The organism is Mycobacterium sp. GA-1199 (assembly GCF_001500045.1).
GTDB lineage: Bacteria > Actinomycetota > Actinomycetes > Mycobacteriales > Mycobacteriaceae > Mycobacterium.
This window is the reverse complement of sequence record NZ_LQIX01000054.1, coordinates 117,908-143,830: the sequence shown is the minus strand read 5'-3', so window position 1 is coordinate 143,830 and position 25,923 is coordinate 117,908. Positions and strand designations below refer to the sequence as shown.

Sequence of the window (25,923 nt, the reverse complement as noted above, 5' to 3'; positions counted from 1 at the left end):
GCGTTCGAACCGCAAGCGGTCTAGCGAAGAAGTCAGACTGGTGCGACTCATCAAGCGGTTCGAGGACAAGGGCCTCCCGCCGCCGAAGGTATTCGGCGTGCCCGAAGAGGATCTACTGTTCGCGCTTCCTGCTGCAGCTATACGCGACTACGTGAGGGGGCCTTTCCCCGGTTGGCATGAGCTAGTCGCTGAGTGTCGCACGGCCACAGGTAAGGGACCGTCTGACTCAGTGGACTGGAAAGCATATGCCGAAGAGCATTACGGCCTAACCCTCACGACCGCAGACGGCGTACGAAGCGTCGTCCACGAACTCGACCTGGCCGGTGTGGACCTTCCATCCATCCGGGCCGTCGTCGATGAGGTCATCATTTGGGCCAAACAACCGCACGACGCAGACTAAGCGCATGTCTCAAATCAGAGCACATATGAGACCTCTGTCGAGAAGCATCCCGCAAGGCGTTCCCCCAGGCCAGGTTGTCTCAGAAGTTCGTCTCACGAGTGCTTGTCTCGCGGACTACGCCAAATCGCTTCTGAGACAGTGACAAGCCAGCGCCAGTCGTCTCCCGTTAGCTCTCACTCTGGTGCTGGCTGGGGTCGGTGCCGCCGTTAGAGGCGGGCAGGTTTCGGTCGCCGGGCCAGCGACCCGCCAACTGGCCGAAGCGGGCGCGGGCGGCCTTTACGTGCCGCTGCCGGGGTCGGTGCCGCCGCCGTTCTTGGCGGCCTTGCGGTCCTCCTTGGCAGCGTCCTTGGCGGCCTTGCGGTCCTCCTTGGCAGCGTCCTTGGCGGCCTTGCGGTCCTCCTTGACGGCTTTGCGGGCGTCTTTGACGGTCTGACGGGCGTCCTTAATGGCCTCGCGGTCTCTGGGTTTGGCCTGCCGGAGGTCGCTGAGGTTCTCGCGGGCGGTATCTAAGGCGGCCTTGGGGCCTGGGTCGGTACCGCCGCCCGGGGGATTGCCGCCGGGGCCTTCGGTGCCGCCGGAACAGCTGCCGTTGCCGCCAACGCCGCCAGGACCGTCACCGCCGCCACCGCAGCTGCCGGGGTCGGTGCCGCCGCCGTCGTCACCTGGAGTAGCCAAGGGAATGGTGATCGACGGGAAGGCCGAAGCTGTCGGCGCGAGCGGCAGCACTCCCACCCCAGCTATTGAAACCACCGCCAGCAGACCGAGTGCAGTCTTCTTCATTTCATCCCCCTCGACCACATGAAGAAATTCCCAACGGTGGCAGCATCGCCGTCTGAACTGCCGACACCAAGACGAATTTACGTCACCGACAAGAGCTCTCACAGCAAATAAACAGGTATCTCTGAGCGTTCCTTGCGTACCGCAGCAAATAATTGTCATTGACCTGGGAGAAGGCTGTCACCCAGCGGCAAACCGTGTCAGCGATGCGGCGGGCCGGTCCTCTGCATCCCCGAACACCCGGAAACAATCGATCCGGAGGAGCTGTGCGATTGCGCGTGTCGGGGCAGGTGCCACCGCCGCTGCGCCCGCACAGCGCGTCGTCGCCGGGAACGGCTCGGACCTCGCGTTGCGACGCCTCGCACGCGGCGGGCCCACATCATTGGCGACGCGATCCGCACACTAGGCGAGCCAGGCTCCGCCTCAATTCAAATTCGGGTGTCACTCGGGTGGTGGCTGAATGTCGGTGACGCCGTCATTGTCGTTGCCGAGCCCCGCCGGGGCTGGGTAGTGCTGTTGTCAACACTGTTTGTGGCAGCGAGCCGTTTGAGCCCGCGCTGATCCTTCGGAACTTCCATCGTTTGTACCGTAATAGTTCGGCCCGCTACCCAGGAGAGCAAGTGACGGAACGAAGAGCGGAGCAGTTTGAGGCTAAGCCGGGTTGAGTAAGAACGCTCGCACTATCCGTCCGGGTCTTGACTTCCTCTAGCTCTGCGCCAATTCGCCGACGCCGTCAGATCGTGCAGGTCACCTGGGTGGTGTGCGCGACAGCGACGCCGCGACGTTCCGGCAACCCGTGAGTGTCGATTGGGCACATTTGGGCATGTAGCCCGCTCTGACAATTAAGGATGACTTTGAACTGCGGAAAATGTTGGTGCGCGATACTGGGATTGAACCAGTGACCTCTTCCGTGTCAGGGAAGCGCTCTCCCGCTGAGCTAATCGCGCCGAAACCTTCGTAGAGGTGGAGACGGGAATCGAACCCGTGTGCACGGCTTTGCAGGCCGTTGCCTCACCACTCGGCCACTCCACCGCTGGGGTTGATGCCACTGCACCTTCGAGCGGATGACGGGATTCGAACCCGCGACCCTCACCTTGGCAAGGTGATGCGCTACCAACTGCGCTACATCCGCGCGCCACGAACGACTCGTCGCCCGTCGCGAAGGACGACGATAGTCCACCAAAGTGTAGCTGCACAAATCCCGACGTTCGCCCGTGCGTCGCTGGCCGTTCACATCTCAAAACAGCTGGTACGGCTCGCGTGAGACGAAGAATCTGCGCCCTCGAGCCGTCATCGCGCGACCATCGGCCGGCAACCCTGCGGGGCCGACCGAAATCACCAAGCCGACGTGGCTGATTCCCGCCGGTGGATTCGGGCCGCGATGCTGTTCGTGCTAGTGTTCGACGTCGTTCGACCGTTCGGTCGTCGACTCTCCGGTCTCGTAGCTCAGTGGGAGAGCGTCCGCCTCACACGCGGAAGGTCGCTGGTTCGAACCCAGCCGGGACCACCAAGAGCAAAGTGCACTCGTTGTTTCACAGCTCGACACGGCGGTTGCCCTTCAGTGCTGCCCTCCGAGGGCGTTGCCGCACATCACCGGTAGGTCGCGCCCTGAGCTGGTCTTGATTCGTCGGTTGACTGGGAAGGGCTCGGTCTCGTGCGCGGCGATTCGAGCTGTCCTCCGTTCGAGGTTTGGCCTGCGCGAACAGCAACGATGCTGCGATTATGTGGCCTATGGCGGCTGGGGGAAGTCCCGCGATGCAGCAGGCTGCTGAACGGCTTCTCACAGCGGCTCAGATCGAGCCAGCGGGACTCCTCGTCGAGGGTGAAGCGGGTATCGGTAAGACCACCGCCTGGCTGAATGTCCTGGATGCCGCATCGCGACGGGGCTTTCGGGTCTTCTCCGCACGCGGGCATCAGACCGAGTCGGTGCTGGCCTACGCCGCTGTGGCAGATCTGCTCGCCGACATCGACACCGCGACCATCGACGAATTGCCAAGGCTCCAGCAACTTGCCGTGAACCGGGTCCTCTTGCGTGCAGACGGCGACGGTCCACCCATCGATCACCGCGTCGTAGCCGCCGCCGTGGGCACGCTTCTCGAACACCTCGCGGGGGCCGCACCGCTGCTGGTCGCGATCGATGACGTGCAGTGGCTGGATGCATCCAGCCGCGTGGTGCTCGGCTTCGTCATCCGCCGTCTACGCGGCCGCATCGGTGTGCTATTCACCGAACGCTGCGATCCTGGGCAGGGCCGTGCGGAGGAGTGGCTGACCTTGGGTAGCGCCGAGCAGATGGCACGAATCCGACTGCAGCCGTTGAGTCTTGGTGCCCTACATCAGTTGTTGTTGCAGAGAATCGGGCATTCCTTCAGCCGCGTGGTGCTCGTGCGAATTACAGAAATATCGGGCGGCAATCCGTTCTATGCTCTCGAACTCGCTCGTGTGATGGACGGGAGCGAGCCGCCCGCCGGCCGGGGTCTACCCGCCACCCTGGCCGAGTTGGTACGCATGCGCGTCGGGCGACTCGACGGGGACCTGATGCGGGTCTTGCTAGCCGCGGCGTCTGTCGCGACGCCCACTGTCGATCTCTTGGCCCGGGTCACCGACTCGACCGTCGAACACGTTGTGGAGGTACTCGAAGCCGTCGAATCCGATGGCGTCGTCGAAATAGAGGGCAGCCGGGTGCGCTTCACGCATCCCTTGCTCGCCTACGGGGTGTACAGCGAGGCTTCTGCGGCCAGTCGCCGAGCCATGCATCGTGCCTTGGCGGCCGTGGAAGTCCATCCTGAACTCAAAGCGCGCCATCTCGCACTTGCCGCCACGACTGCCGACGAGGCGACTTTCGCGACTCTGGACTCAGCAGCCGAGGCGACTCGGCATCGCGGCGCACCTGCGGCCGCGGCCGAACTGCTTGAACTTGTGATCAACCTGGGCGGCGGCACACCGATGCGCCGAATGCGGGCGGCCGAACATCACCTGCGTGCCGGGAACACCCAACGGGCCGCAGAGGTGCTGCGGCCTGCGTTGGTTGAGTTGGAGGACGGACCGCTACGAGCCCTCGCACTGATCCTGCATGGCGGCATTCTCGTCTACGAGAACACGTTCGATGAAGCGGCCGTACAACTTGAGCAAGCCCTGGACAATGCCGCGGACCATCCCGCTATCAGGGTGCGCGCTCTGCTGATGCTTTCCTTCGCACAGGCCACCGCCACTCACTACGAGGCTGCCCTGCGCACCGCCGCAGAGGGAACCGCGATCGCCGACTCTCTCGAGGAACCCGGTCTGATCAGTCAAGCACTGGCGACATATGTGACCGTGAACGCCTTGTACGGCAATGGAATTGACTTCACTGCACTTGAGCGGGCACTGCAGCTGGACGATGAGAGCAGCGACGCGCCGGTGCCATTGTGTGCACGAGCTGCCGCACTCCAGGTGCTGTCGTGGGCCGGGGAATTCGACGCCGCCCGTGCCTATGCCGAGTCGTTGCGGGGCTCCTGCGAAGAGCGTGGTTCCGATAGCGAGATCCTGTTCATCGCCATCCACGCGACCCTGATGGAGATCTGGCAGAGCCGCTTTGCGGAGGCGACACGAATCGCCGAGGATTCGATGCAACGCGCCCAACAACTCGGCGGGGACCACCCCTTGGCCATTGCGGGCACCGTCACTGCCGCCGTGTCGGCCTTCACCGGTCGCGAGCAAGAAACCCGCGATGCCGCGCACTCCGCTCTGGTCGCTGCACGGCGATGCGGAGCGCCGGGGGTTGAGAATTGGCCGCACATGATCTTGGGGTTTCTCGAGGTGTCGCTTGGCAACCATGCCGAGGCCATGCGTCATTTCGAACCGGCTCTGGCGTGCCTGGGCTCGACACCGCCGGGTACAGAACTGATAACGGCCTGGTGGGCGCCCTACGCCGCCGAGGCGATGATCAACCTGGGCAACGTCACAGACGCTGCAGCAGTAATCGATCTGTTGGAGAGCAATGGACGCCGTCTGGACCGCGCTTGGATGATTGCGGCCGCCCTGCGCTGTCGAGCAATGCTCGCTGCGACGAAGGGTGCTCTGACCGAGGCAGAAAAACATGCTCGTGAGGCGCTTGCGGAATATGAACGGACTTCGATGCCATTTGAACTTGCGCGCACTCGGTTACTGCTCGGTCAGCTGCAGCGGCGCCAGCGTCTGAAAGAGGCAGCGGCAGATACCCTCCGAGAAGCGCTGGAGACTTTCGAAGACACGGGCGCGTCGATATGGGCCGAGCGCACGCGTGCCGAATTGTCCCGCGCCAAGAGCAGCCGCGCCGGCGAATCGGTACTCACCTCAACCGAACAGCGAGTCGCCGAACTGGCCGCTACCGGAATGACCAACCGTGACATCGCATCGACCTTGTTCATCAGCGCGAAAACGGTGGAACACCACCTGAGTAGGGTCTACCGCAAGCTGGGTATCCGCACCCGCGCTGAACTGGGCAGGCGTATGGCCCCCCATAGCTAGCACCGGCGCGGACTCGAGGTCGACAGACGAAGTGCGCGCGCCGATCCTCTGCATCAAGCCGACGCAAACCACGCTCCCACACTGGCCGTGAGCCGTCCCGGCGGCATCCCAATACGCCCGCACACCTCGGTGACAATCTCCGGCGACGCCGCCGCGAACACGCCGTAGAAGACCTCGTCCTCGGGTACTGCCACCGCACCCACGAGGCGCACGACACTGATCTCGCCGTCGCTGGTCTCCAATGCCGCCTGCAGCCTCGTAACCAGGCGCTCCACCGCGTCCTGAGACAAGTTCGCCAGATACCACTCTGCGAAATAGCACGAAGCGCAACCCACCGAAGCATCCATGTCCCGCACGCTATGCGGAACCGGATGACAAGGAATCGGGAGATACCCCTAGTTCGAGGGTTCAGAGCGCGCGGCCCGACCGACCACGCCGCACCTCCCTCGGCACGCGCTACGGCCCCTCACCTCCCTAGACTCGCACCATGCCTGTAGCCATCGGCGCGAAGCGAGCGAGTCGTCATGTCTGAAGAGAAGCCGCCCGGCGAGATCCTTGCCGAAAGCGAATGCTGGAGCCTGTTGGGCAGCGTGTCGTTGGGGCGCCTCGTCACCAGCGCTGACGGGATTCCCGAAATTTTTCCGGTGAACTTCGTCGTCCAGCGCAAGACGCTGCTGTTTCGCACGGCGCAGGGCACCAAGTTGGTCAGCACGGCGGTCAACCGCGAAGTGCTCTTTGAGGCCGATGATCACAACGTCGCCGAGGGTTGGAGTGTGATCGTCCGGGGTGTCGCCCGCACGGTTCGCGATGACGACGACCTCGAGGAAGCCGAGCGGGCGCAACTTTTACCGTGGACCGCCTACACGAAAGACCACTACGTCCGCGTGCTTCCGCGACGTGTCACCGGGCGTCGGTTCCGTTTCGGTTCGTAGCGGAGAGCTGGTCTAGCGCCTGCGTCGCCACACGATGATCCCGACCACCGCGACGATGGCGACGACCGCCGCGACCGGCACCGCTTTCTTCGGGTTGTCGGTGGCCGTATGCCGCAGCGTGTCCGCCTTCTCGACGACGCGCTCCTTGGTCTCGACCGCCCTGTCTTTGGCGTGCTCCTTGGTCTCCTCGACCTTTTCTTTAGCGCGCGTCTTCACATCCAACTTGGCCTGCAGCGCCTCGACCGTCTCGCCGAGTTCGTGGCGGGTCTGCTCGATGTCGGCCTGGATGTCGTCGACCCCGGCATCGGGTCCTGGCTCGGGGCGTGGAGTCGGTGCGGTCATGACCGTGCGTCCTTTAATTCCTGGATGTCGGCTTTGACGGTCTCGACGGTCTTCGGCACCGCTGGGGTGACCTCTTGCGCCTGTTTGCGTCCCAGCAGTGCCGCGATACCTGCGATCGCGAACAGCACTGCCGCGACGATCAGCGCCGCGGCCCACACCGGCAGCACAAGAGATAGCGCCGCCACGCCCGCGGCGATCAACGTCGCCGCGCCGAAGAAGGCCAACAGCCCAGCCGCGCTGAACAAGCCCGCGCCGATTCCGGCGTGCTTGGCCGATTCCTGAAATTCCTTCTGCGCCAAGCGCATTTCATCGCGGATCAACCGCGACGTCTGCGTCGACAACTGGCTCATCAACTCGCCGACCGACGCGTCGGCGGTAGGTTTCGATTCCACCGTCATCACATACCAACCTCTGCCTTGTCCTGCCCTGTCGCGACAGTGATGCCCGTGGTCAATGGGGCCGAAACCCTGAGCTTGCTATGAATGCATCTCGCGATCGTGATCTGTGCGGGCCTGTGATACGCAGCAGAACCGCAGGTGAGAACGAGATTGAAGCCGCCGCCGACTTACAACGCGGCTCTACCATGCCGAACCGGTCACCATTTGGAAACGGCGCGGTGCGGCGTGGCGTGTCTCTGGCGACTGCCTGCTGATATTAACGCGGTCGTATGGACACGACCTCGGTACGGCATGCAAGGTCTGCTGCCTCGGTTGAACGAAAGTGTGAGCGTGAGTGGAGGGATCAACGTCGATGACGACCTTTAGAGGAGTCAACATCGCGGCAGCTGTGGGGGCTGGATTGATCGGTGCGGCCATCGGAGTGGCGATCGCACTGAGTCCGGCCGCGCTAGCCGGCGGATACGAATGCGTGGACTCGGCGAAGGGGGCTGCGCCTGCCGGTGCGCCGGGGGCGCCGGTTTGTGCTCCACTGACCGACATGGCCGGCGTGCCCATGGCACTTCCCGGCCCGCCGCCTGTCGCACCGCCTCTGGTGCCACCCGTCGTGCCGCCGCCACTGGTGCCGCCTCTGGTGCCGCCGCCCCTGGTGCCACCGCTCGTGCCCCCGCCGCTGGTGCCGCCAGTGGCCGGGGCTCCGATCGTGGGCGGCGCTCCCGCGGTGGTCGGCGCTCCGCTCACGGAGATGGGCGGGCTGGCCGGAAAGGGTAAGGGAGACCCATCCCGTCCGCCGGCGCCCGGAGCGCCCGTGCCGGGTCAGCCCACTCCGCCTGGGCCGGTGACCTGACGGTCCACCGAGGATAGTCCCTCCGGTTTGGCCCGGCGGCGAGTAAGTCTCGCTGCCGGGCCAAATCTATTGACCAGCAAGGGATTCAGGGTAGGCACCGACACGGTAGACGTCGTGGCCTAACCGTGATGGAGACTTAATCGAATTGCCTACGCGCTCTTGGTCATAAAGCGCGCCAGCTGACCTACCATTATTGACATCGTTGTAATTTCAAGGGAGGCACCAAGATTGCGTGCTGTACTTCGGTGTGTTCTTGCCACCGTCGTCATCGCTACCAGTGTGGTGGCGGGGCCGGCCGGAGAAGGTTCGGCGGCCGCTAGTCAGGCGGTGAGAAGCTCCATTGCCTCCATCTTGCCTGCCGAGGGTCAGGTCGTCGGGATCGCCCACCCCGTCGTGGTGACGTTCAAGCATTCCGTCGTCGACAGGGATGCGGCCGAGCGGCTACTCGATATCACCTCGACGCCACCGATGACGGGCACATTCGACTGGCTCGACGCCAAGACCGTCTATTGGTCCCCCGACGAGTTCTGGCCCGCCCACAGCACTATCGCGTTGTCTGTCGGAGGCTTCAAGACGAATATCGCGACCGGTGCCGCGGTTATCGGCGTCGCCAATATCGCCGATCACACCTTCACAGTCACCATCGACGGCGTCCCACCCGACAAACTCCCTTCGCCGCACCACCGGCCCTTCTTCGGTGAGCCCGGGGTGTTCCCGGCGTCCATGGGCCGGCCTGAGTACCCGACGCCCGTGGGGACCTTCCCCGTGTTGGCCAAAGACCGCGACGTCAAAATGGATTCGAGCAGCGTGGGCATACCCGTGACCGCCGACGACGGTTACCTGCTCGACGTGGAATGGGCGGTTCGGCTCACCAGGCGCGGCATCTTCGTGCATTCGGCACCGTGGGCGATCAACTCACTGGGGTACGAGAACGTCAGCCACGGGTGCATCAGCCTCAGCCCCGAAGATGCCGAGTGGTACTTCGAACACGTCAAGGTCGGAGATCCGGTTCTGGTGCAGGAGAACAACATCGAGGTGCCACGGCCGCGGGTGGAGCCGGCGAACCCGGAGGTTCCGCGAGTGATCTCTCGTTGACACGGTGCGCGCTCAGGGGCGCGGCTGGTCGACGATCTCCTTCGCGATCTTGATCAGCGGCACGTTGGAATCCTGAGAAAGCTTGCGCAGCAGGTCGAAAGCCTGCACCGCGTCGACGCCGTAGCGTTCCATCATCATGCCCTTGGCCTGTCCGATGGTGTCGCGGCTGGCCAGGGCGCGCTTGAACTGCTCGTCGCGGCGAGCGGCATTCCAGGCCACCGACGAATGCGCGGCGAATACCAAACCCAGGCTCCGGGCCTGGTCACCGAAGGCGTCGGGTTCCTCTGAATAGACGTTGAGCGCGCCCATCGTCTCGTCCTCGATGAACAACTGAAACGCCATGATCGAGCGAATCGGCGTCTCTGCCAACGCGTCTTGGCGATAGCGCGGGAATCGGTCGTCGGTTTGCAGATCGGCGACGTAGACGACCTTCTTGTCCCACGCCGCGGTCAGGCATGGACCCTCCTGGTGACGCTGCTGGATCTTGTCCAGCAGCATGGGGTACATATGCGTGGCCGCTGGGGTCTCGACGCTGTTGGACTTGCGGGTGACGGTGATGCCGGCGTACTGGGCTCCAGGAATCTCCACGGCCGCGTGTTCGGCCAACTCCGCGATCACGGTGTCGGCATCGGGTCGGCTGTAGAGCTCCCGGACCAGCTCTGCGAGGCGCAGATGCGTGTCCTCGCGTTCGTCGGGTTCCTTCGCCATCACCATTCGAGGTCCTTCACAGGTCGTTACAGACTACGCGCCCAGGCCCACTGTGGGCGTTGCGGACGATCGTAATTATCGGCGACGAAAAAATCGCCGACAGTTCATTCTCGCCTGCGCCGCAAGTCCGCGGGCTATAACGCCCGTAGATACCGGTCGGTGACCACTCGCTGAACCAACGATGTCACCGGTGCCCCGAGGCGACTCCACCAGGTGGCATGCCGAGAGAACGCCGTGACCACGGCGGACACCTCGTCGGTAGCCGGGTCGTGGCGGACCAGGAACAGCTCCTCGCCCGACTCCGCGTGACCGGGCAGGGTGCCGTAGGCGAACCCGCGCGCATGGTGTTCGCCGACGACGTAGACCACGCGACACGGCGCCACGATCGGACCCAGGTGTACGAGGACCTCCGAGCCGACCTCCGCGACCTCCGTCGTCGCCTCGACTCGCACCCCCGCACCGCGCAGCATTCCCCACCGCAAGCCGGTCGCCGCGGCTTGCTCGAAGCGGTCGCGACCATGACCGATGACGGCCGTCTTGTGCACGTGTCGGTAACCGGCCGGCAGCTCGCCGGCGGTGGCGCCCACCTCGGGATACGTCAGCGGTAGCGCGGCGAGATCGCTGAGCCTCACCCGCGCTACCCTGCCATCCTCGGCGTACGGTCGGTGACATGGCCACCCCCGTCGCACAGGCATCCGGCACCTTCACCATCGGCGACCTGACGGTCAACCGGCTCGGCTTCGGCGCAATGCGCTTGACCGGCAAGGGAGTTTGGGGTCCTCCCCAGGACCGCGACGAATGCCTGCGGGTCCTTCGTCGCGCCGTCGACCTCGGGGTCCACTTCATCGACACCGCCAACTCCTATGGCCCCTACGTCTCCGAGGAGCTGATCCGCGAGGCGCTGCACCCCTACGACGGTGTTGTCGTCGCGACCAAGGCCGGCTTGCTGCGCACCGGGCCCGACGTGTGGCCGGTGCTCGGCTACCCGGAGTACCTGCGTCAGGAGTGCGAGATGAGCCTGCGCCGCCTCGGCGTCGACACCATCGACCTGTTCCAGCTGCACCGCATCGACACGAAGTTCCCCGCTGAGGACCAGGTCGGCGAGCTGCTCGAGCTGCAGCAGGAGGGCAAGATCCGCCACATCGGACTGTCTGAGGTCACCGTCGAACAACTCGAGGCCGCGCAGAAAGTGGCTCCGATCGTCACCGTGCAGAACATGTACAACATCAGCGTCCGGTCCGCCGAACCGGTGCTCGACGCCTGCGAAGCCCAAGACATCGGGTTCATCCCGTGGTTCCCGCTGGCCGCCGGCCCGTTGGCCGCGCCCGACGGGCCACTGCAGCGCCTCGCCGCCGACCATCACGCCACCGCCTCGCAGCTGGCGCTGGCGTGGCTGCTCAAGCGTTCGCCGGTGATGCTGCCGATCCCCGGCACCTCCAAGGTGGCCCACTTGGAGGAGAACGTGGCCGCCGCCGAGATCGAGTTGACCGACGACGAGTTCGAGACACTGAGCAAAGCCGGAGCCACCGGCGACTGAGCGAGGCAATACGGTGGACGGGTGAGCTCTGAGCGGCCGCCCGGTGGTGGCTTCAACCCGCCCGTCGCCACCGACCGCGGCGGACCCGACTACGGGCGCTTCATCGAAGCCGTCCGCACGCTGCAGGACCACGCCCGCGCCGCCGATGCGCCCGACGACGTGATCAGCGAAGCCGCCGACCAGATCGAGAAGGTGTCACAACTACTCGCCCCCTACTACGCCGACGAATGGTCCTCACCATCCGGTCGGCGGATGGACCTGCCCAGCCGCGGCAACCTCCTGGCGATCCCGCTCGACGTACACATCACAGAAGACCAGCGCATCGAAGGCACCGCCCAGTTCCGCCGCTTCCACCTCGGCCGCAACGGCGCGGCGCACGGCGGCAGCATCGCGCAGCTGTTCGACGCGCTGCTGGGTTTCACCGCGTTCAAGCTCAGCGGCAGCAAGGCCCAGCGCACGGCCTTTCTGCACATCGACTACCGGCAGATCGCGCACGTCGAGAAACCGTTCCAGGTCGAGGCGCGGATCGACCGGATCGAGGGACGCAAGATCTTCGTCTCCGGGCGTCTGCTCGACGGCGACGCCGTGCTGGCCGAGGCACACGCCTTGTTCGTCAAACTCAAACCGGGCCAGCCGTGAACGCCGCCGCGGTCAAACGGCGCCTCGGCCGGTGGCGCGACCGGGTCCGGCAACGACGCACGATCAACTTCGCCTACCGCATCGGGGTCGGGGTCGTCGGTGCCGTGGTCCTGGGGCTGGGCATCCTGGCCATCCCGTACCCGGGCCCGGGCTGGGCGATCGTCTTCGTCGGCCTGGGCATCCTGGCCACGGAGTTCGCGTGGGCGCAACGGCTGTTGGCCTACGCCAAGGAGCGCTACGACAAGGCGATGGAGTGGTTTCACCGTCAACACAGCGTGGTGCAGATCCTCGGCGGGCTGTTCACCGCGCTGGTGGTGTTCGTGACCCTGTGGCTGTTGGGCGCGGTCCACTTCTTCGGCGACCTCGTCGGCCTGGAGCACAAGCTGCTTCAGAGCCCTCTCGGCATCGGGTCCTGACGAGGCCGACCGCAGGTGGGCACGGATAGCATGGTCGCGTCCTCGAGTCTGTTGACAACGAAACCGGAGAGTCACCGATGAGCGCCGTCACCAACCGCACCCCAGCAGCCCTGATCCGGGTCGCTGCCGGGACGACTGCGGGGGAGGCGGTACGCGAGGCGGGCCTGCCGAGCCGGGGCGCACCCGACGCGATCGTCGTCGTCCGCGACGCCGAGGGCCGACTACGCGACCTGTCGTGGGTGCCCGACACCGATGTCGAGGTGACGCCCGTGGCCGCCGACACCGACGACGGCCGCAGCGTTCTGCGGCACTCCACCGCGCACGTGCTGGCCCAAGCCGTACAGGACCTCTTCCCGCAGGCCAAGCTCGGCATCGGGCCGCCGATCACCGACGGGTTCTACTACGACTTCGACGTGGAGCGCGCGTTCACGCCCGAAGACCTCGCCGCGCTGGAGAAGCGCATGCGTCAGATCGTCAAGGAGGGCCAGCTGTTCTCCCGGCGCGTCTATGAGTCGAAAGACCAAGCGCGCGAAGAGCTCGCCAACGAGCCCTACAAGCTCGAGCTGGTCGACGACAAGTCCGGCGACCCCGACGTGATGGAGGTCGGTGGCGACGAGCTGACCGCCTACGACAACCTCAATCCCCGTACCCGCGAACGGGAATGGGGCGATCTGTGCCGCGGTCCGCACATTCCGACGACGAAATACATCCCGGCGTTCAAGCTCACCCGCAGCTCGGCGGCCTATTGGCGCGGTAACCAGAACAACGCCAGCCTGCAACGTATCTACGGCACGGCCTGGGAATCGCAGGAAGCGCTCGACAAGCATCTCGAGTTCATCGAGGAGGCGCAGCGCCGCGACCACCGCAAGCTCGGCGCCGAGCTCGACCTATTCAGCTTTCCCGACGAAATCGGTTCGGGCCTGGCCGTTTTCCACCCCAAAGGTGGGATCATCCGGCGCGAGCTCGAGGACTACTCGAGGCGTAAGCACACCGAGGCCGGCTACCAGTTCGTCAACACCCCGCACATCACTAAGGCCGAGCTGTTCAAGATCTCCGGGCACCTCGACTGGTACGCCGACGGCATGTTTCCGCCCATGCACCTCGACGCGGAACTCAACCCCGACGGCACGGTGCGCAAACCCGGCCAGGATTACTACCTCAAGCCGATGAACTGCCCCATGCACTGCCTGATCTTCGGCTCGCGTGGACGTTCGTACCGGGAACTTCCGTTGCGGCTCTTCGAATTCGGCACCGTGTACCGCTACGAGCTCTCCGGTGTCGTGCACGGGTTGACGCGGGTGCGCGGGCTGACGATGGACGACGCGCACATCTACTGCACCCGCGAACAGATGCGCGACGAGCTGACCTCGCTGCTGCGTTTCATCCTCGATCTCCTCGCCGACTACGGCCTGACCGACTTCTATCTCGAGCTGTCGACCAAGGACCCCGAGAAGTTCGTCGGCTCCGACGAGCTGTGGGAGGAGGCCACCAACGTGCTGGCCGAAGTCGGGGCCGCGTCGGGGCTCGACCTGGTGCCCGATCCTGGTGGTGCGGCGTTCTACGGTCCGAAGATCTCGGTACAGGTCAAAGACGCGCTGGGCCGCAGCTGGCAGATGTCGACCATCCAGCTGGACTTCAACTTCCCGGAGCGCTTCGAGCTGGAGTACACCGCGGCGGACGGATCGCGGCAGCGGCCCGTGATGATCCACCGCGCGCTCTTCGGGTCGATTGAGCGGTTCTTCGGCATCCTCACCGAGCATTACGCCGGAGCGTTCCCTGCGTGGCTGGCGCCGGTGCAGGTGGTCGGCATCCCCGTCGCCGACGACCACGTGCCCTACCTGAACGGCCTTGCGACGCAACTGAAGATGCAAGGTGTCCGCGCCGAGGTGGACGCCAGCGACGACCGGATGGCCAAGAAGATCGTCAACCACACCAACCAGAAGGTGCCGTTCATGTTGGTGGCGGGGGACCGCGACGTCGAGGCCGACGCGGTCAGCTTCCGCTTCGGCGACCGCACCCAGATCAACGGCGTCCCACGGGATGAGGCCGTCGCCGCGATCACCGACTGGATCGCCAGCCGTCACAACGCCACTCCCACAGCCGAGTTGCTCGAGGTGGACACAGCCAAGTGAGCGCCGAAGAACGGGCCGACAGCGGCATCGACAACGAGCACACGGTGATCGACCGCGGGGCCGGCGACCCCGACCACCTACAGCGGCTGTGGACCCCGCACCGAATGAGCTACATCGCCGAAGCGCCCATGAAGGGCGGGTCGGCGGGCTCGGGCAAATCGCGCCAGCCGTTCACCGACATCCCCACGATGCCCGACGAGGAGGGGCTGGTCGTCGCGCGCGGCGAGTCCGTCTACATCGTGCTCAACCTCTACCCGTACAATCCGGGGCATTCGATGGTGGTGCCCTATCGGCGGGTGTCCGAATTGGAAGACCTCACTGCAGACGAGAGCTTCGAGCTGATCTCGTTCACGCAGAAGCTGATTCGCGTGATCAAGTCGGTGTCTCATCCGCACGGCTTCAACGTCGGGCTCAATCTGGGCCAGTCGGCGGGCGGCTCGCTGGCCGACCACCTGCACATGCACGTGGTGCCACGCTGGAGCGGCGACGCGAACTTCATCACGATCATCGGCGGCTCGAAAGCGGTGCCGCAGTTGCTGCGTGAGACCCGTGAACTGCTAGCCACCGAATGGGCGAGACAGCAGTGAGCAACTTCTACCTGATGACCCGGGCGGCGTACGAGAAGATCAGCACGCCGATCGCCAAGGGTGCGCTGCGTGCGGGGTTCACCCCGGACAGCATCACGATCCTGGGCACTGCGGGGTCCGTGCTGGGAGCGCTGACGCTGTACCCGATCGGTCATCTGTGGTGGGGCTCGGTCGCCGTGTGGGTCTTCGTGCTCGCCGACATGCTCGACGGCGCGATGGCCCGCCAGCGCGGCGGCGGTACCCGCTTCGGGTCGGTGCTGGACGCGACGTGCGACCGCATCAGCGACGGCGCGATCTTCTGCGGGCTGCTGTGGTGGGCGGCGTTCGGGCTGCAGAGCACCTCGCTGGTGGTCGCGACGATGATCTGCCTGGTGACCTCGCAGGTCATCTCCTACATCAAGGCCAGGGCCGAAGCCAGCGGACTGTCGGCCGAGGGTGGTCTGATCGAGCGCCCGGAACGGTTGATCATCGTGCTGGTCGGTGCGGGGTTGTCCGGTTTGTTCGGTGTGGTGTGGCTGCTGCACATCGCGATGTGGGTGCTCGCGGTGACCAGTCTGGTGACGCTGGGGCAGCGTGTGCACAGCGTACGGACGTCACCGGGGGCGATGGATCGGATCGTCAAACCCGACGCCACCGAGGCGGGCGGGGACGAACCGGAGGCGGGGGAGCCGTGACGACCACGCCCTCTGGGCCGACGGCCAGTGCCAACCCGTTGGGTGGCCGGTTGTCGGACTGGGGGTATGCGGCCGGCTGGCGGCTGGTGCGTGCGATGCCGGAGTTCTTCGCCCGCAACACTTTCGATGCCGGTGCTCACTTCGCGGCCCGCGGAGGCGGACCCGAACAGCTGCGCAAGAACCTGGCGCGTGTCCTCGGCGTCCCGCCCGAGCAGGTGCCCGACGGCTTGATTCGTGCTTCGCTTGCCTCCTACGCCCGATACTGGCGGGAGGCTTTCCGGCTGCCGACGATGGATCATGAGGCACTCGGCCGGGAACTGGTCGTGGACGACGTCGACCTGCTGTGGGCGGCGTTGGAGGCCGGGCGTGGCGCGGTGTTGTCCTTGCCGCACAGCGGCAACTGGGACATGGCCGGCGTCTGGCTGGTCCAGAATTACGGCACGTTCACCACGGTTGCCGAACGGCTCAAGCCCGAGTCGCTGTACAACCGCTTCGTCGCGTACCGGGAGGGTCTGGGTTTCGAGGTCGTCCCACTGACCGGCGGTGAGCGGCCGCCGTTCGAGGTCCTCGCCGAGCGGTTGCGCGACAACCGCCCGGTTTGCCTGATGGCCGAGCGTGACCTCAGCCGCAGCGGGGTCGAGGTCGATTTCTTCGGCGAACCCACGCGCATGCCCGCGGGCTCGGCCAAACTCGCGATCGAAACCGGGGCGGCGCTGTTCCCGGTGCACTGCTGGTTCGAGGGCGATGGGTGGGGCATGCGGGTGTATCCCGAGATCGACACGTCGTCCGGTGACGTCACCGTCATCACCCAGGCGTTGGCCGACCGGTTCGCCCGCAACATCGCCGCCCATCCGGCCGACTGGCACATGATGCAACCGCAGTGGCTGGCCGACCTGTCCGCGGAGCGACGGGCGAGGCTGGAGGCCCGCCCGTGAGGATCGGAATGGTCTGCCCCTATTCGTTCGACGTGCCCGGCGGCGTGCAGTCACACGTGCTGCAGCTGGCGGAGGTGATGCACGGCCTGGGCCACCACGTCAGCGTCCTCGCCCCCTCCTCGCCCGGCGCGCAGCTGCCCGACTACGTCGTCTCCGGCGGCAAGGCCGTGCCGATTCCCTACAACGGATCGGTCGCGCGTCTGCGGTTCGGACCCGCCACACACCGCCTGGTGAAGCGCTGGCTGGCCGACGGCGACTTCGACGTGCTGCACCTGCACGAGCCCAACGCCCCCAGCCTGTCGATGCTGGCACTCAACATCGCCGAGGGACCGATCATCGCGACGTTCCACACGTCGACCACAAAATCGTTGACGCTCACCGTGTTCGAGCCCATCCTGCGACCGATGCACGAGAAGATCGTCGGGCGTATCGCGGTGTCGGACCTGGCCCGCCGCTGGCAGATGGAGGCGCTGGGCAGCGACGCCGTCGTGATCCCCAACGGGGTGGACGTGGCCGCGTTCGCGTCCGCGCCGCTGCTCGACGGCTATCCGCGCCCGGGGAGGTCGGTGTTGTTCCTGGGCCGTTTCGACGAACCCCGCAAGGGCATGGCGGTGCTGCTGCGTGCGCTGCCGACGCTGGTGGAACGGTTCCCCGATGTCGAGATCCTTGTCGTCGGCCGCGGTGACGAAGACGAACTGCGTGACGACGCCGGTGATCTCGCGTCGCATCTGCGCTTTCTCGGTCAGGTCGACGATGCGGCCAAGGCGTCGGCGATGCGCAGCGCCGACGTGTACTGCGCGCCCCACACGGGCGGCGAGAGCTTCGGCATCGTGCTCGTCGAGGCGATGGCGGCAGGCACCGCGGTGGTCGCCAGCGACCTCGACGCGTTCCGCCAGGTGCTCGACGACGGGAAGGCCGGCCGCCTCGTTCCGGTCGACGACGCGACGGCGCTGGCCGACGGGTTGATCGAGGTGCTCGCCGACGACGCGGTGCGCGAGCACTACGTCGCCGCGGCGGCCCGGGCCGTCCGGCACTACGACTGGTCGGTGGTAGCCCGACAGATCATGCGGGTGTACGAGACCGTCTCCGGGTCGGGCGCCACGGTGACGGTTTCCGGTGGTGACAGTGCCGCCAGGACCAGGAAGGCGACCGGAGGCGTCCGGTGATCACCTGGGTCGTGGTGATCACGCTGGCGGTGCTGGTGGTGGTCATCCTGGCGGTCGGCGCGTGGGCGCTGCAGACGGCCAACCGACTCGACCGGCTGCATGTGCGATATGACCTGTCCTGGCAGGCGCTCGACGGAGCATTGGCCCGCCGCGCCGTCGTCGCCCGTGCGGTCGCCGTCGATGCCTACGGCGACGCGCCGGAAGCCACGCGGCTGGCCGCGTTGGCCGACGCCGCCGAACGGGCACCCAGGTCTGCCCGCGAGGGCGCCGAGAACGACCTGTCCGCGGCGCTGGCCCAGGTGGATCCAGCGTCGCTGCCGCAGGCTCTGGTCGCCGAACTGGCCGACGCCGAAGCGCGGGTGGTACTCGCCCGTCGCTTCCACAATGACGCGGTGCGCGACACCCTCGCGCTGCGCGAACGCCCAGCGGTGCGCATGCTGCGGCTCGGCGGAACCGCGGCGCTGCCAACGTATTTCGAGATCGTCGAGCGGCCCGAGACGGTACCGGAGGGCGGTCGCAGGTGAGTTGGCGCACGTCGGCGAGGGTGGTTCTGCTCGACGAGGCCGGCGCTGTGCTGCTGTTTCGCGGTTCGGATCCGGCGCTGACGGATGCGCCTCGATGGTGGTTCACCGTCGGTGGCGCCGTGGAGGCGGGGGAGGAGCTCACGGCGGCCGCGGCGCGGGAGGTCGAGGAGGAGACGGGCCTGCAGGTGGACGCCGCCGATCTCGTCGGCCCGCTGTGGCGGCGGCAGGCGGTGTTCGAGTTCGACGGTTTGGTCATCCGCAGCCAAGAGCTGTTTTTCGTGCACCGCACGACGCGGTTCGAACCTTCGATGGGCGGTCACACGGCGCTCGAACGGCGCACGATTCACGGCTACCGCTGGTGCGACGAGGCGACGATCCATGAGCTGGTGGCCAGCGGTGAAACCGTCTACCCGCTGCAACTCGCCGAACTGCTCGGCCAGGCCGCCGTGCTGGCCGACGCGCCGACCCGCCCCACCGTGCCGACGGTGCAGATCCGCTGAGGGACGGTCAGCCGGCCACGATCAGATCGTGCGCACCGGGCGCCCACGCCTTCTCGAAGACGTCGATGGGAACCTGCTCGCCGTCGCCGTCCTCGCTGCCGCTGTCGGAGAGGTAGACGATTCCCGCCTCCGGATCAACACCGCTGACGACGACGGAGTGGTCGTCGTCGGTGTGGCTGCCGTCCTCCGCCCAGATCGTCTCGGAGTTGACGCCCGCGATCAGCCGACGTCCGCTGTCGAGGTAGGTGATGAGCGCGGGGATGCCGGTGGCCAACCCGGTCTGGGCGGCAAGGTCATCGTCGGTGGCGGTGGCGTTGACGCCGTAGTGCTTCAGAAGAAGTACCTGGTCGTCGGAGTCGGTTCCGTTGTCCGAGTTCGGATCGTTGGGATTGGGCGGTGTGTAGATCGGCCGGTCGCTGCCGGGACTCTTGAGGTTCGACGCCACCGCGACGATCTCCTGCTCGGTGGGCGCCTTCCCGGTCGTCAGACCCACGACCGTGGCGACCGCCATCAGGCCGCAATCCTGGAAGTTCTGTTGGCTCCAGTAGTTGCTCGCTTCGTCGGGATCACCGTGCATCTCCGTGGGCAGCATCGGAGTCTGTGCGACGCCGTGGGATCCCACTGAGGCGAATGCGACGCCCGGGCCGATGGGGCCGGCGCTCCAGACTCCCAACGCCAGGACGGCCGCGGCCGATGCGGACGCGATACGGCTGGCACTTCTCGTCATCTGCAAGCTCCTGTCGTCCGCGTGGGCTCGGCGCCGGTGGTGCGCGCGCAGCTTATCGCCCGGGAATCGCCGGCGTCGGCGCATCGGAGATGTTGCAAGCGGACCGTCGAGCGGTGACGTGCGCACTCGGCACGCCGCGGCGACGAGCGCGTCGTGCCGCAGCGCTGCTGGATTGTCGGCAACCGCGGGTGTGATGAGACAATGGCGTCTGGACTGATCCCCGGTGGCTAAGCCGTACCGGCAATCGTTCGCAGATCACAGCCCGCAGGCTGCGGATTCAATTGATTTGCCGACGTCACTACACTGGATCAGTAGCAATTCGGAGGAGATAGCAGTGGAAAGCGCAGCGAACGGCTCGCGTCACAACGGCTCGGGTCAGACCGGAACAGCCCGGGTGAAGCGCGGCATGGCCGAGATGCTCAAGGGCGGCGTCATCATGGACGTCGTCACGCCCGAGCAGGCCAAGATCGCCGAAGGCGCCGGTGCGGTGGCGGTCATGGCGCTCGAACGGGTGCCCGCCGACATCCGCTCGCAGGGTGGCGTCGCGCGCATGAGCGATCCCGACCTCATCGAAGGGATCATCTCGGCGGTCACCATCCCGGTGATGGCCAAGGTCCGCATCGGCCACTTCGTGGAGGCGCAGATTCTGCAGAGCCTCGGCGTCGACTACATCGACGAGTCCGAGGTGCTGACCCCGGCCGACTACACCCACCACGTCGACAAGTGGAGGTTCACCGTGCCGTTCGTGTGCGGTGCGACCAACCTCGGCGAGGCGCTGCGCCGCATCACCGAGGGCGCGGCGATGATCCGCTCGAAGGGTGAGGCCGGCACCGGCGACGTGTCCAACGCGACCACCCACATGCGTCAGATCGGCGGCGAGATCCGTCGGCTGACCTCGCTGTCGGAGGACGAGTTGTACGTTGCGGCCAAGGAACTGCAGGCCCCCTACGACCTCGTCGTCGAGGTGGCTCGGGCCGGCAAACTGCCGGTGACGTTGTTCACCGCCGGCGGCATCGCGACTCCCGCGGACGCGGCGATGATGATGCAACTCGGCGCCGAGGGCGTGTTCGTCGGCTCGGGCATCTTCAAGTCCGGCGACCCCGCAGCGCGCGCAGCGGCGATCGTCAAGGCCACCACGTTCTACGACGACCCCGACGTGCTGGCGAAGGTGTCGCGCGGGCTGGGTGAGCCGATGGTCGGCATCAACGTGGAGGGCGTCGCAGCGCCGCACCGGCTCGCCGAACGCGGCTGGTAACCGACCGTATGGCGATCGAACAGATCCTCGATCTCGAACAGCTCGAGGTCAACATCTACCGGGGAAGCGTGTTCAGCCCCGAATCCGGTTTCCTGCAGCGCACTTTCGGCGGACACGTGGCGGGTCAGTCGCTGGTGTCGGCGGTGCGCACGGTCGACCCGCAATTTCAGGTGCATTCGCTGCACGGCTACTTCCTTCGTCCCGGGGATGCCAAGGCGCCGACGGTCTACATCGTCGAGCGGTTGCGTGACGGCGGCTCGTTCATCACTCGTCGGGTCAATGCGATCCAGCACGGCGAGACCATCTTCTCGATGTCGGCCTCCTTCCAGACCGACCAGAGCGGAATCGAGCACCAGGACGCGATGCCGGTGGCGCCACCGCCCGATGACTGCCCGGGACTGACCGAGATCAAGGCGTTCGACGACGCGGGCTTCAACCAGTTCGCCGAGTGGGATGTCCGCATCGTGCCGCAGGGGAAGCTGACCCGGTTGCCCGGCAAGGCTTCTCAGCAGCAGGTGTGGTTTCGTCATCGCGATCCGCTGCCCGACGACTATGTGCTGCACATCTGCGCGCTGGCGTATATGAGCGATCTGACGCTGCTCGGGTCGGCGCAGGTCCACCACGCCGGGGAGCGCAAACATCTGCAGGTGGCCTCGCTCGATCACGCGATGTGGTTCATGCGTTCGTTCCGCGCCGACGAGTGGCTGCTCTACGACCAGTCCTCGCCGTCGGCCTCCGGTGGCCGGTCGTTGTGTCAGGGCAAGATCTTCAACCGGTACGGCGAGATGGTGGCGGCGGTCATGCAGGAGGGGCTGACCCGCTTCAAACGCGACTACACCCCGTGAGCACTGCGCACGTCGGGGTCCTTGCGCTACAAGGCGACACCCGCGAACACCTGGCGGCGCTGCGCGAGGCCGGGGCGGAAGCCTCGACCGTGCGGCGGGTCCGCGAACTGGAGGCCGTCGACGCGCTGGTGATCCCGGGCGGGGAGTCCACCGCGATGAGTCACCTGCTGCGCGAACTCGATCTGCTCGAACCCCTCCGGTCGCGGCTGGCCGACGGTATGCCGGCCTACGGTTCGTGTGCCGGGATGATCCTGCTGGCCTCGGAGATCCTGGATGCCGGGTCGACGGGCCGCGAGGCCGCGCCGCTGAAGGGCATCGATATGACGGTGCGGCGCAATGCTTTTGGTCGCCAGGTCGACTCGTTCGAAGACGACATCGCCTTCCGCGGTGTCGACGGGCCGGTGCACGCGGTTTTCATCCGCGCGCCGTGGGTCGAACGCGTCGGGCCGGAGGTCGAGGTGCTCGCCGAGGCCGCCGGTCACATCGTCGCGGTGCGACAGGGCAAGCGACTCGCGACGGCCTTCCACCCGGAGATGACCGGCGACCGCCGCATCCACAAACTGTTCGTCTCGATGCTCTAGTCACCGCGCGACTTGTGAGTGATTTCGATCGCTGACCGAACGTTTTCACTCACAAATCGCCGGGAAGGGTCAGCGGATCTCGAGGCCGGTGACCGCGCGGCCGATCACCAGGCGCTGGATTTCGCTGGTGCCCTCGAAAATCGTGAAGATCTTGGCGTCGCGGTGCATCCGCTCGACCGGGTACTCGCGGGTGTAGCCGTTGCCGCCGAGGATCTGGATCGCCTCATCGGTGACGTAGACCGCGGTCTCACTGGCCACCAGCTTGGCCATCGAACCCTCGGCGTTCTCGAACGCCTTGCCGTTGCGCGCCATCCAACCGGCCCGCCAGACCAGCATCCGGGCGGCGTCGATGCGGGCCTTCATATCGGCCAACTTGAACGCGATGGCCTGGAATTCGCCGATCTTGCGGCCGAACTGCTCGCGCTGACGGGCGTAGTCGAGTGCGTACTCATAGGCCGCGCGCGCCACGCCGACCGCCATCGCGCCGACCGTGGGCCGCGTGCGCTCGAACGTCGCCAACGCCGCCTGACTCTTGGACCTCTTGCCCTCGCGCACCCGGGCGATGCGCTCCTCGAACTTGTCCCTGCCGCCGACGATCAGGTTGCCGGGGATGCGCACGTCCTCGAGCACCACCTCGGCGGTGTGCGAGGCGCGGATGCCGTGCTTGAGGAACTTCTGACCCTGCCGGAAGCCGGGGGTGTTCGGCGGGATGATGAACGTGGCCTGCCCGCGGGTGCCGAGTTCGGGGTACACCGATGCGACGACGATGTGCACCTCGGCGATGCCGCCGTTGGTCGCCCAGGTCTTGGTGCCGTTGAGCACCCACTCGTCTTTGGCCTCGTCGTAGCGGGCGCGGGTGAGGATGGCGCCGACGTCGGAACCGGCACCGGGTTCCGACGAGCAGAACGACGCGACCTTCGGTTCGTTGACGCTGCCGAACATCTGCGGCAGCCATTCGCCCATCTGCTCGGGGGTGCCGTTGGCGGCCAGCGACGCCGCCGCCAGGCCGGTGCCCAGGATCGACAGCGCGATACCCGCGTCGCCCCAGAACATCTCCTCGAACGCGACGAGCATGCCCAGACCGGACGGCTCGCCGGCCTGCTCGGCGAAGAACTCCATCGAGTACAAGCCGACCTTCGCGGCCTCCTGGATGATCGGCCACGGAGTCTCCTCGCGTTCGTCCCACTCCGCGGCGGCGGGGCGGACGACGTCGGCGGCGAATTCGTGCACCCAGTCCCGGACGTGGACGAGATCCGGCGAGAGTTCAAGCGAGAAGGACATGACGCTATCTTACTGCGGAGTAAGATAGCGGCGAAGTAATGTGTCGGACCTAACAGCGCCGCAGGACGGGAACGCCGCGATGACGATGGTCGAAGTCGAGCCGCAACCGCGCATCGACACTCTGGTCACGCTGACCAATGGCGCCGACGCGCGGCGCACCGAGTACAGCGGCACCGCCTGGTTCGACGGCAAACCGCAAGTGTCCGGTCTGGCGTTGCGCAGAGCACCGAACGCGCCCAAAGGCATCCGCACGCCGAACTTCTCGGCGTCGTTCTTCCTCCCCGACAGCCTCCCGTACAACCGGGTCTCGCTGGCCGACGCGACGCTGTCCGTATCGGTGGTTCTGCAGGCCTCCGGTGAGACCGGCGCGATCGTCGACGCGGCCGTGACGTTCACCGACGACCCGTCCGGCGCGCCGACATGGCTGCAGCTGCACGTGCACGGCCACATCGGCTGGCCGGCCGCCGTCGGCTACCGCGTCATCGCGCTGACGTCGCCAGACGCGGTTCGGTAGGGCACAAACGTCCACGTAGACTCGTCGGGCGGACTCAGCGCACGAAACTTGGCGCACGAAAGCGCACGGAGAGGTACTACCTGCATGAGCGGCCATTCCAAGTGGGCCACCACCAAGCACAAGAAAGCCGTCATCGACGCCCGCCGGGGCAAGATGTTCGCCAAATTGATCAAGAACGTCGAGGTCGCAGCGCGTGTGGGCGGCGGCGACCCGGCGGGCAACCCCACGCTGTACGACGCGATCCAGAAGGCCAAGAAGTCGTCGGTGCCCAACGACAACATCGAACGCGCCCGCAAGCGCGGCAGCGGTGAGGAAGCCGGCGGCGCCGAGTACCAGAACATCACCTACGAGGGCTACGGCCCCAACGGCGTCGCGGTGCTGATCGAATGCCTCACCGACAACCGCAACCGGGCCGCGGGCGAGGTGCGCGTGGCGATGACGCGCAACGGCGGCAGCATGGCCGACCCCGGTTCGGTGTCCTACCTCTTTTCGCGCAAGGGTGTCATCGCCCTCGACAAGAACGACCTCACCGAGGACGACGTGTTGATGGCGGTGCTCGACGCCGGCGCCGAGGATGTCAACGATCTCGGTGATTCTTTCGAGATCATCTGCGAGCCAACAGATCTCGTTGCGGTGCGCACGGCGCTTCAGGATGCGGGTATCGACTACGAGTCGGCCGAGGCCGGATTCGTACCCTCGGTGACGGTGCCGCTGGACGTCGACGGCGCGCGCAAGATCATGAAGTTGGTCGACGCGCTCGAAGACCTCGACGACGTCCAGGACGTCTACACCAACATCGACATTCCCGACGAGGTCGCCGCCGAACTCGACGCCGAGGACTGAAGGCTAGACCGTCAGGGCCACGCGGTAGTGGCGGTGGGCGAATAGCCAGGTCCCGTCGACGCGCACCAGTTCGTCGACATACTCGCCGACCAACTGGCGGACCGGTTGGTCGCGCAGCTTCATGAATTCCAGGCAGTACGACCGTGCCTCGGCCCGGTCACCACGCACCGCGAGCGACGCCATCTGGGTGAGGAACGCCATCTGCTCGATGGCTCCGAAGATGCCGTCCCAATGGTCGCGCAGTTCGCTCTTGCCATGGCACTCCCCGCCCGAACCGGTCCTGCGCCCGTCCTCTGTCCAGCAGGCCAGATACGTGTCACGGTCCTTGCGGGTGACTGCGTCACTGTAGATTTCGAGGCGCTCTCGAATGAGTTGTCTGTCTTCGGCCGGCCCGCTGAACGTCATTGGCTCATTATCGGGATGACACTTCAACGAGCGGAGGCCGCTGCATGGCCAGGGTGACGGTGACCGACCCGGACGGCGAAACAGTGACGGTGCGGCGCTGGTGGTGGCGCACCCTGCCGTGGCAGACCGGATTCGACACCTTGGACACGTTCTTCTTCCTGCTCATGCTGCCGTTCATGGTGATGTGGCCAATCTGGCTGGCACTGAAGTGGCTCGGCCTCTCGTGGAAGATCGTCATCGAACGTGACGGCTTGCGGGTCGGCAGCGAACGCGTGCGCGGCTGGCGCCGGTCCGGCGAGCGTATTCACGAGATCGCGGCGTCCGTGCAGGCGGGCACATACCCGCTCGATCCGGTCGAGCAGCCCGCGGCGTCCTGAGGCG

The 25,923-nt window shown here is 66.1% G+C and carries 28 protein-coding genes, 4 tRNA genes and 1 pseudogene; 21 read left to right on the top strand and 12 right to left on the bottom strand.

The window, feature by feature from the left end:
* The first annotated feature begins 40 nt into the window (after window positions 1-40).
* Window positions 41-400: a hypothetical protein gene (locus AU198_RS26335; protein ID WP_156431724.1), complete on the top strand. Its 360-nt coding sequence runs from the start codon at window positions 41-43 to the stop codon at window positions 398-400.
* A gap of 276 nt (window positions 401-676) precedes the next feature.
* On the opposite strand, the gene AU198_RS26330 is transcribed toward AU198_RS26335, so the two are convergent.
* From AU198_RS26330 to AU198_RS22900, 4 genes are all read right to left on the bottom strand, one after another.
* Window positions 677-1,180: a hypothetical protein gene (locus AU198_RS26330; RefSeq protein ID WP_156431723.1), complete on the bottom strand. Its 504-nt coding sequence runs from the start codon at window positions 1,178-1,180 to the stop codon at window positions 677-679.
* A gap of 869 nt (window positions 1,181-2,049) precedes the next feature.
* A tRNA-Val gene (locus AU198_RS22910) sits at window positions 2,050-2,124 on the bottom strand.
* Between the two features lie 14 nt (window positions 2,125-2,138).
* Window positions 2,139-2,209 (bottom strand) — tRNA-Cys (locus tag AU198_RS22905).
* A 27-nt stretch (window positions 2,210-2,236) separates the two neighbouring features.
* Window positions 2,237-2,309, bottom strand: a tRNA-Gly gene (locus AU198_RS22900).
* A 303-nt stretch (window positions 2,310-2,612) separates the two neighbouring features.
* On the opposite strand from AU198_RS22900, the gene AU198_RS22895 reads away from it, so the two are divergent.
* Both AU198_RS22895 and AU198_RS22890 read left to right on the top strand, forming a co-directional pair.
* Window positions 2,613-2,687 (top strand) — tRNA-Val (locus AU198_RS22895).
* 245 nt (window positions 2,688-2,932) lie between these two features.
* Window positions 2,933-5,662 (top strand): helix-turn-helix transcriptional regulator, encoded by a 2,730-nt coding sequence (locus AU198_RS22890; protein WP_064350867.1) that lies wholly within the window; start codon window positions 2,933-2,935, stop codon window positions 5,660-5,662.
* 53 nt (window positions 5,663-5,715) lie between these two features.
* Here the strand turns inward: AU198_RS22890 and AU198_RS22885 are convergent, their stop codons facing one another.
* Window positions 5,716-6,009 (bottom strand): hypothetical protein, encoded by a 294-nt coding sequence (locus AU198_RS22885; RefSeq protein ID WP_064350866.1) that lies wholly within the window; start codon window positions 6,007-6,009, stop codon window positions 5,716-5,718.
* Window positions 6,010-6,186: 177 nt separating this feature from the next.
* Between AU198_RS22885 and AU198_RS22880 the strand changes: the two genes are divergently transcribed.
* Window positions 6,187-6,594, top strand: a complete 408-nt coding sequence (locus AU198_RS22880; RefSeq protein WP_064350865.1) for a pyridoxamine 5'-phosphate oxidase family protein — start codon at window positions 6,187-6,189, stop codon at window positions 6,592-6,594.
* 12 nt (window positions 6,595-6,606) lie between these two features.
* Here AU198_RS22880 and AU198_RS22875 read toward each other — a convergent pair whose 3' ends face one another.
* Both AU198_RS22875 and AU198_RS22870 read right to left on the bottom strand, forming a co-directional pair.
* Window positions 6,607-6,936, bottom strand: a complete 330-nt coding sequence (locus AU198_RS22875; protein ID WP_064350864.1) for a DUF3618 domain-containing protein — start codon at window positions 6,934-6,936, stop codon at window positions 6,607-6,609.
* Window positions 6,933-7,334 (bottom strand): phage holin family protein, encoded by a 402-nt coding sequence (locus AU198_RS22870; RefSeq protein ID WP_197416200.1) that lies wholly within the window; start codon window positions 7,332-7,334, stop codon window positions 6,933-6,935. Before AU198_RS22870 ends, AU198_RS22875 begins: the two co-directional genes overlap by 4 nt.
* A gap of 352 nt (window positions 7,335-7,686) precedes the next feature.
* Here AU198_RS22870 and AU198_RS25970 point away from each other — a divergent pair, with 352 nt between their 5' ends.
* Complete coding sequence (locus AU198_RS25970; protein WP_082691166.1) at window positions 7,687-8,178, top strand: hypothetical protein; 492 nt, start codon at window positions 7,687-7,689, stop codon at window positions 8,176-8,178.
* 228 nt (window positions 8,179-8,406) lie between these two features.
* Window positions 8,407-9,273: a L,D-transpeptidase gene (locus AU198_RS22865; RefSeq protein WP_064350862.1), complete on the top strand. Its 867-nt coding sequence runs from the start codon at window positions 8,407-8,409 to the stop codon at window positions 9,271-9,273.
* A gap of 12 nt (window positions 9,274-9,285) precedes the next feature.
* Here AU198_RS22865 and AU198_RS22860 read toward each other — a convergent pair whose 3' ends face one another.
* Both AU198_RS22860 and AU198_RS22855 read right to left on the bottom strand, forming a co-directional pair.
* Window positions 9,286-9,987 (bottom strand): GAF and ANTAR domain-containing protein, encoded by a 702-nt coding sequence (locus tag AU198_RS22860; protein WP_064350861.1) that lies wholly within the window; start codon window positions 9,985-9,987, stop codon window positions 9,286-9,288.
* Between the two features lie 128 nt (window positions 9,988-10,115).
* Complete coding sequence (locus AU198_RS22855) at window positions 10,116-10,613, bottom strand: DUF1990 domain-containing protein (protein ID WP_064350860.1); 498 nt, start codon at window positions 10,611-10,613, stop codon at window positions 10,116-10,118.
* A 38-nt stretch (window positions 10,614-10,651) separates the two neighbouring features.
* On the opposite strand from AU198_RS22855, the gene AU198_RS22850 reads away from it, so the two are divergent.
* The 9 genes and pseudogenes from AU198_RS22850 to AU198_RS22810 all read left to right on the top strand — a co-directional run bounded on the left by AU198_RS22850 (window position 10,652) and on the right by AU198_RS22810 (window position 19,091).
* Window positions 10,652-11,518 carry an aldo/keto reductase gene (locus tag AU198_RS22850; protein WP_064350859.1) on the top strand — a complete coding sequence of 289 codons (867 nt, stop codon included), beginning with the start codon at window positions 10,652-10,654 and terminating at the stop codon, window positions 11,516-11,518.
* 21 nt (window positions 11,519-11,539) lie between these two features.
* Window positions 11,540-12,157: a PaaI family thioesterase gene (locus AU198_RS26325; protein WP_064350858.1), complete on the top strand. Its 618-nt coding sequence runs from the start codon at window positions 11,540-11,542 to the stop codon at window positions 12,155-12,157.
* A complete protein-coding gene (locus AU198_RS26320; RefSeq protein WP_064350857.1) occupies window positions 12,154-12,573 on the top strand; it encodes a TIGR02611 family protein in 420 nt (139 codons plus the stop codon). Before AU198_RS26325 ends, AU198_RS26320 begins: the two co-directional genes overlap by 4 nt.
* Before the next feature lie 77 nt (window positions 12,574-12,650).
* Entirely contained in the window at window positions 12,651-14,705 is a 2,055-nt protein-coding gene (gene thrS / locus AU198_RS22835) for a threonine--tRNA ligase (protein WP_064350856.1), read from the top strand.
* A complete protein-coding gene (locus AU198_RS22830) occupies window positions 14,702-15,292 on the top strand; it encodes an ATP adenylyltransferase (RefSeq protein WP_064350855.1) in 591 nt (196 codons plus the stop codon). The genes thrS and AU198_RS22830 overlap by 4 nt, the downstream gene beginning before the upstream one ends.
* Complete coding sequence (gene pgsA, locus AU198_RS22825) at window positions 15,289-15,966, top strand: phosphatidylinositol phosphate synthase (RefSeq protein WP_064350854.1); 678 nt, start codon at window positions 15,289-15,291, stop codon at window positions 15,964-15,966. The genes AU198_RS22830 and pgsA overlap by 4 nt, the downstream gene beginning before the upstream one ends.
* The gene (locus tag AU198_RS22820) at window positions 15,963-16,901 is read left to right on the top strand and encodes a phosphatidylinositol mannoside acyltransferase (protein WP_064350853.1); all 939 of its coding nucleotides are present in this window, start codon (window positions 15,963-15,965) and stop codon (window positions 16,899-16,901) included. The genes pgsA and AU198_RS22820 overlap by 4 nt, the downstream gene beginning before the upstream one ends.
* Entirely contained in the window at window positions 16,898-18,067 is a 1,170-nt protein-coding gene (locus AU198_RS22815; RefSeq protein WP_064350852.1) for a glycosyltransferase family 4 protein, read from the top strand. Before AU198_RS22820 ends, AU198_RS22815 begins: the two co-directional genes overlap by 4 nt.
* Window positions 18,064-19,091, top strand: a pseudogene (locus AU198_RS22810) (NUDIX hydrolase). The gene AU198_RS22815 and the pseudogene AU198_RS22810 overlap by 4 nt, the downstream one beginning before the upstream one ends.
* 7 nt (window positions 19,092-19,098) lie before the next feature.
* Here AU198_RS22810 and AU198_RS22805 read toward each other — a convergent pair.
* Window positions 19,099-19,818, bottom strand: coding sequence for a C39 family peptidase (locus AU198_RS22805; protein ID WP_064350851.1), 720 nt, complete (start codon window positions 19,816-19,818; stop codon window positions 19,099-19,101).
* A 334-nt stretch (window positions 19,819-20,152) separates the two neighbouring features.
* On the opposite strand from AU198_RS22805, the gene pdxS reads away from it, so the two are divergent.
* The 3 genes from pdxS to pdxT are packed head-to-tail and all read left to right on the top strand — an operon-like array spanning window position 20,153 to window position 22,499.
* Complete coding sequence (gene pdxS, locus AU198_RS22800; RefSeq protein WP_064350850.1) at window positions 20,153-21,073, top strand: pyridoxal 5'-phosphate synthase lyase subunit PdxS; 921 nt, start codon at window positions 20,153-20,155, stop codon at window positions 21,071-21,073.
* Between the two features lie 8 nt (window positions 21,074-21,081).
* Window positions 21,082-21,918, top strand: coding sequence for an acyl-CoA thioesterase II (gene tesB / locus AU198_RS22795; protein WP_064350849.1), 837 nt, complete (start codon window positions 21,082-21,084; stop codon window positions 21,916-21,918).
* A complete protein-coding gene (gene pdxT / locus AU198_RS22790) occupies window positions 21,915-22,499 on the top strand; it encodes a pyridoxal 5'-phosphate synthase glutaminase subunit PdxT (protein WP_064350848.1) in 585 nt (194 codons plus the stop codon). The genes tesB and pdxT overlap by 4 nt, the downstream gene beginning before the upstream one ends.
* Before the next feature lie 69 nt (window positions 22,500-22,568).
* On the opposite strand, the gene AU198_RS22785 is transcribed toward pdxT, so the two are convergent.
* On the bottom strand, window positions 22,569-23,780 hold the full coding sequence (locus tag AU198_RS22785) for an acyl-CoA dehydrogenase family protein (protein WP_064350847.1): 1,212 nt from the start codon (window positions 23,778-23,780) through the stop codon (window positions 22,569-22,571).
* 79 nt (window positions 23,781-23,859) lie between these two features.
* Here AU198_RS22785 and AU198_RS22780 point away from each other — a divergent pair, with 79 nt between their 5' ends.
* Together AU198_RS22780 and AU198_RS22775 are read left to right on the top strand one after the other, a co-directional pair.
* Complete coding sequence (locus AU198_RS22780; RefSeq protein WP_064350846.1) at window positions 23,860-24,294, top strand: hypothetical protein; 435 nt, start codon at window positions 23,860-23,862, stop codon at window positions 24,292-24,294.
* Window positions 24,295-24,378: 84 nt separating this feature from the next.
* The gene (locus AU198_RS22775; RefSeq protein ID WP_064350845.1) at window positions 24,379-25,137 is read left to right on the top strand and encodes a YebC/PmpR family DNA-binding transcriptional regulator; all 759 of its coding nucleotides are present in this window, start codon (window positions 24,379-24,381) and stop codon (window positions 25,135-25,137) included.
* A gap of 3 nt (window positions 25,138-25,140) precedes the next feature.
* Here AU198_RS22775 and AU198_RS22770 read toward each other — a convergent pair whose 3' ends face one another.
* Window positions 25,141-25,542 (bottom strand): YybH family protein, encoded by a 402-nt coding sequence (locus AU198_RS22770; RefSeq protein WP_064350844.1) that lies wholly within the window; start codon window positions 25,540-25,542, stop codon window positions 25,141-25,143.
* A 44-nt stretch (window positions 25,543-25,586) separates the two neighbouring features.
* Here AU198_RS22770 and AU198_RS22765 point away from each other — a divergent pair, with 44 nt between their 5' ends.
* Window positions 25,587-25,919, top strand: a complete 333-nt coding sequence (locus AU198_RS22765) for a hypothetical protein (RefSeq protein ID WP_064350843.1) — start codon at window positions 25,587-25,589, stop codon at window positions 25,917-25,919.
* Window positions 25,920-25,923 lie beyond the last annotated feature (4 nt).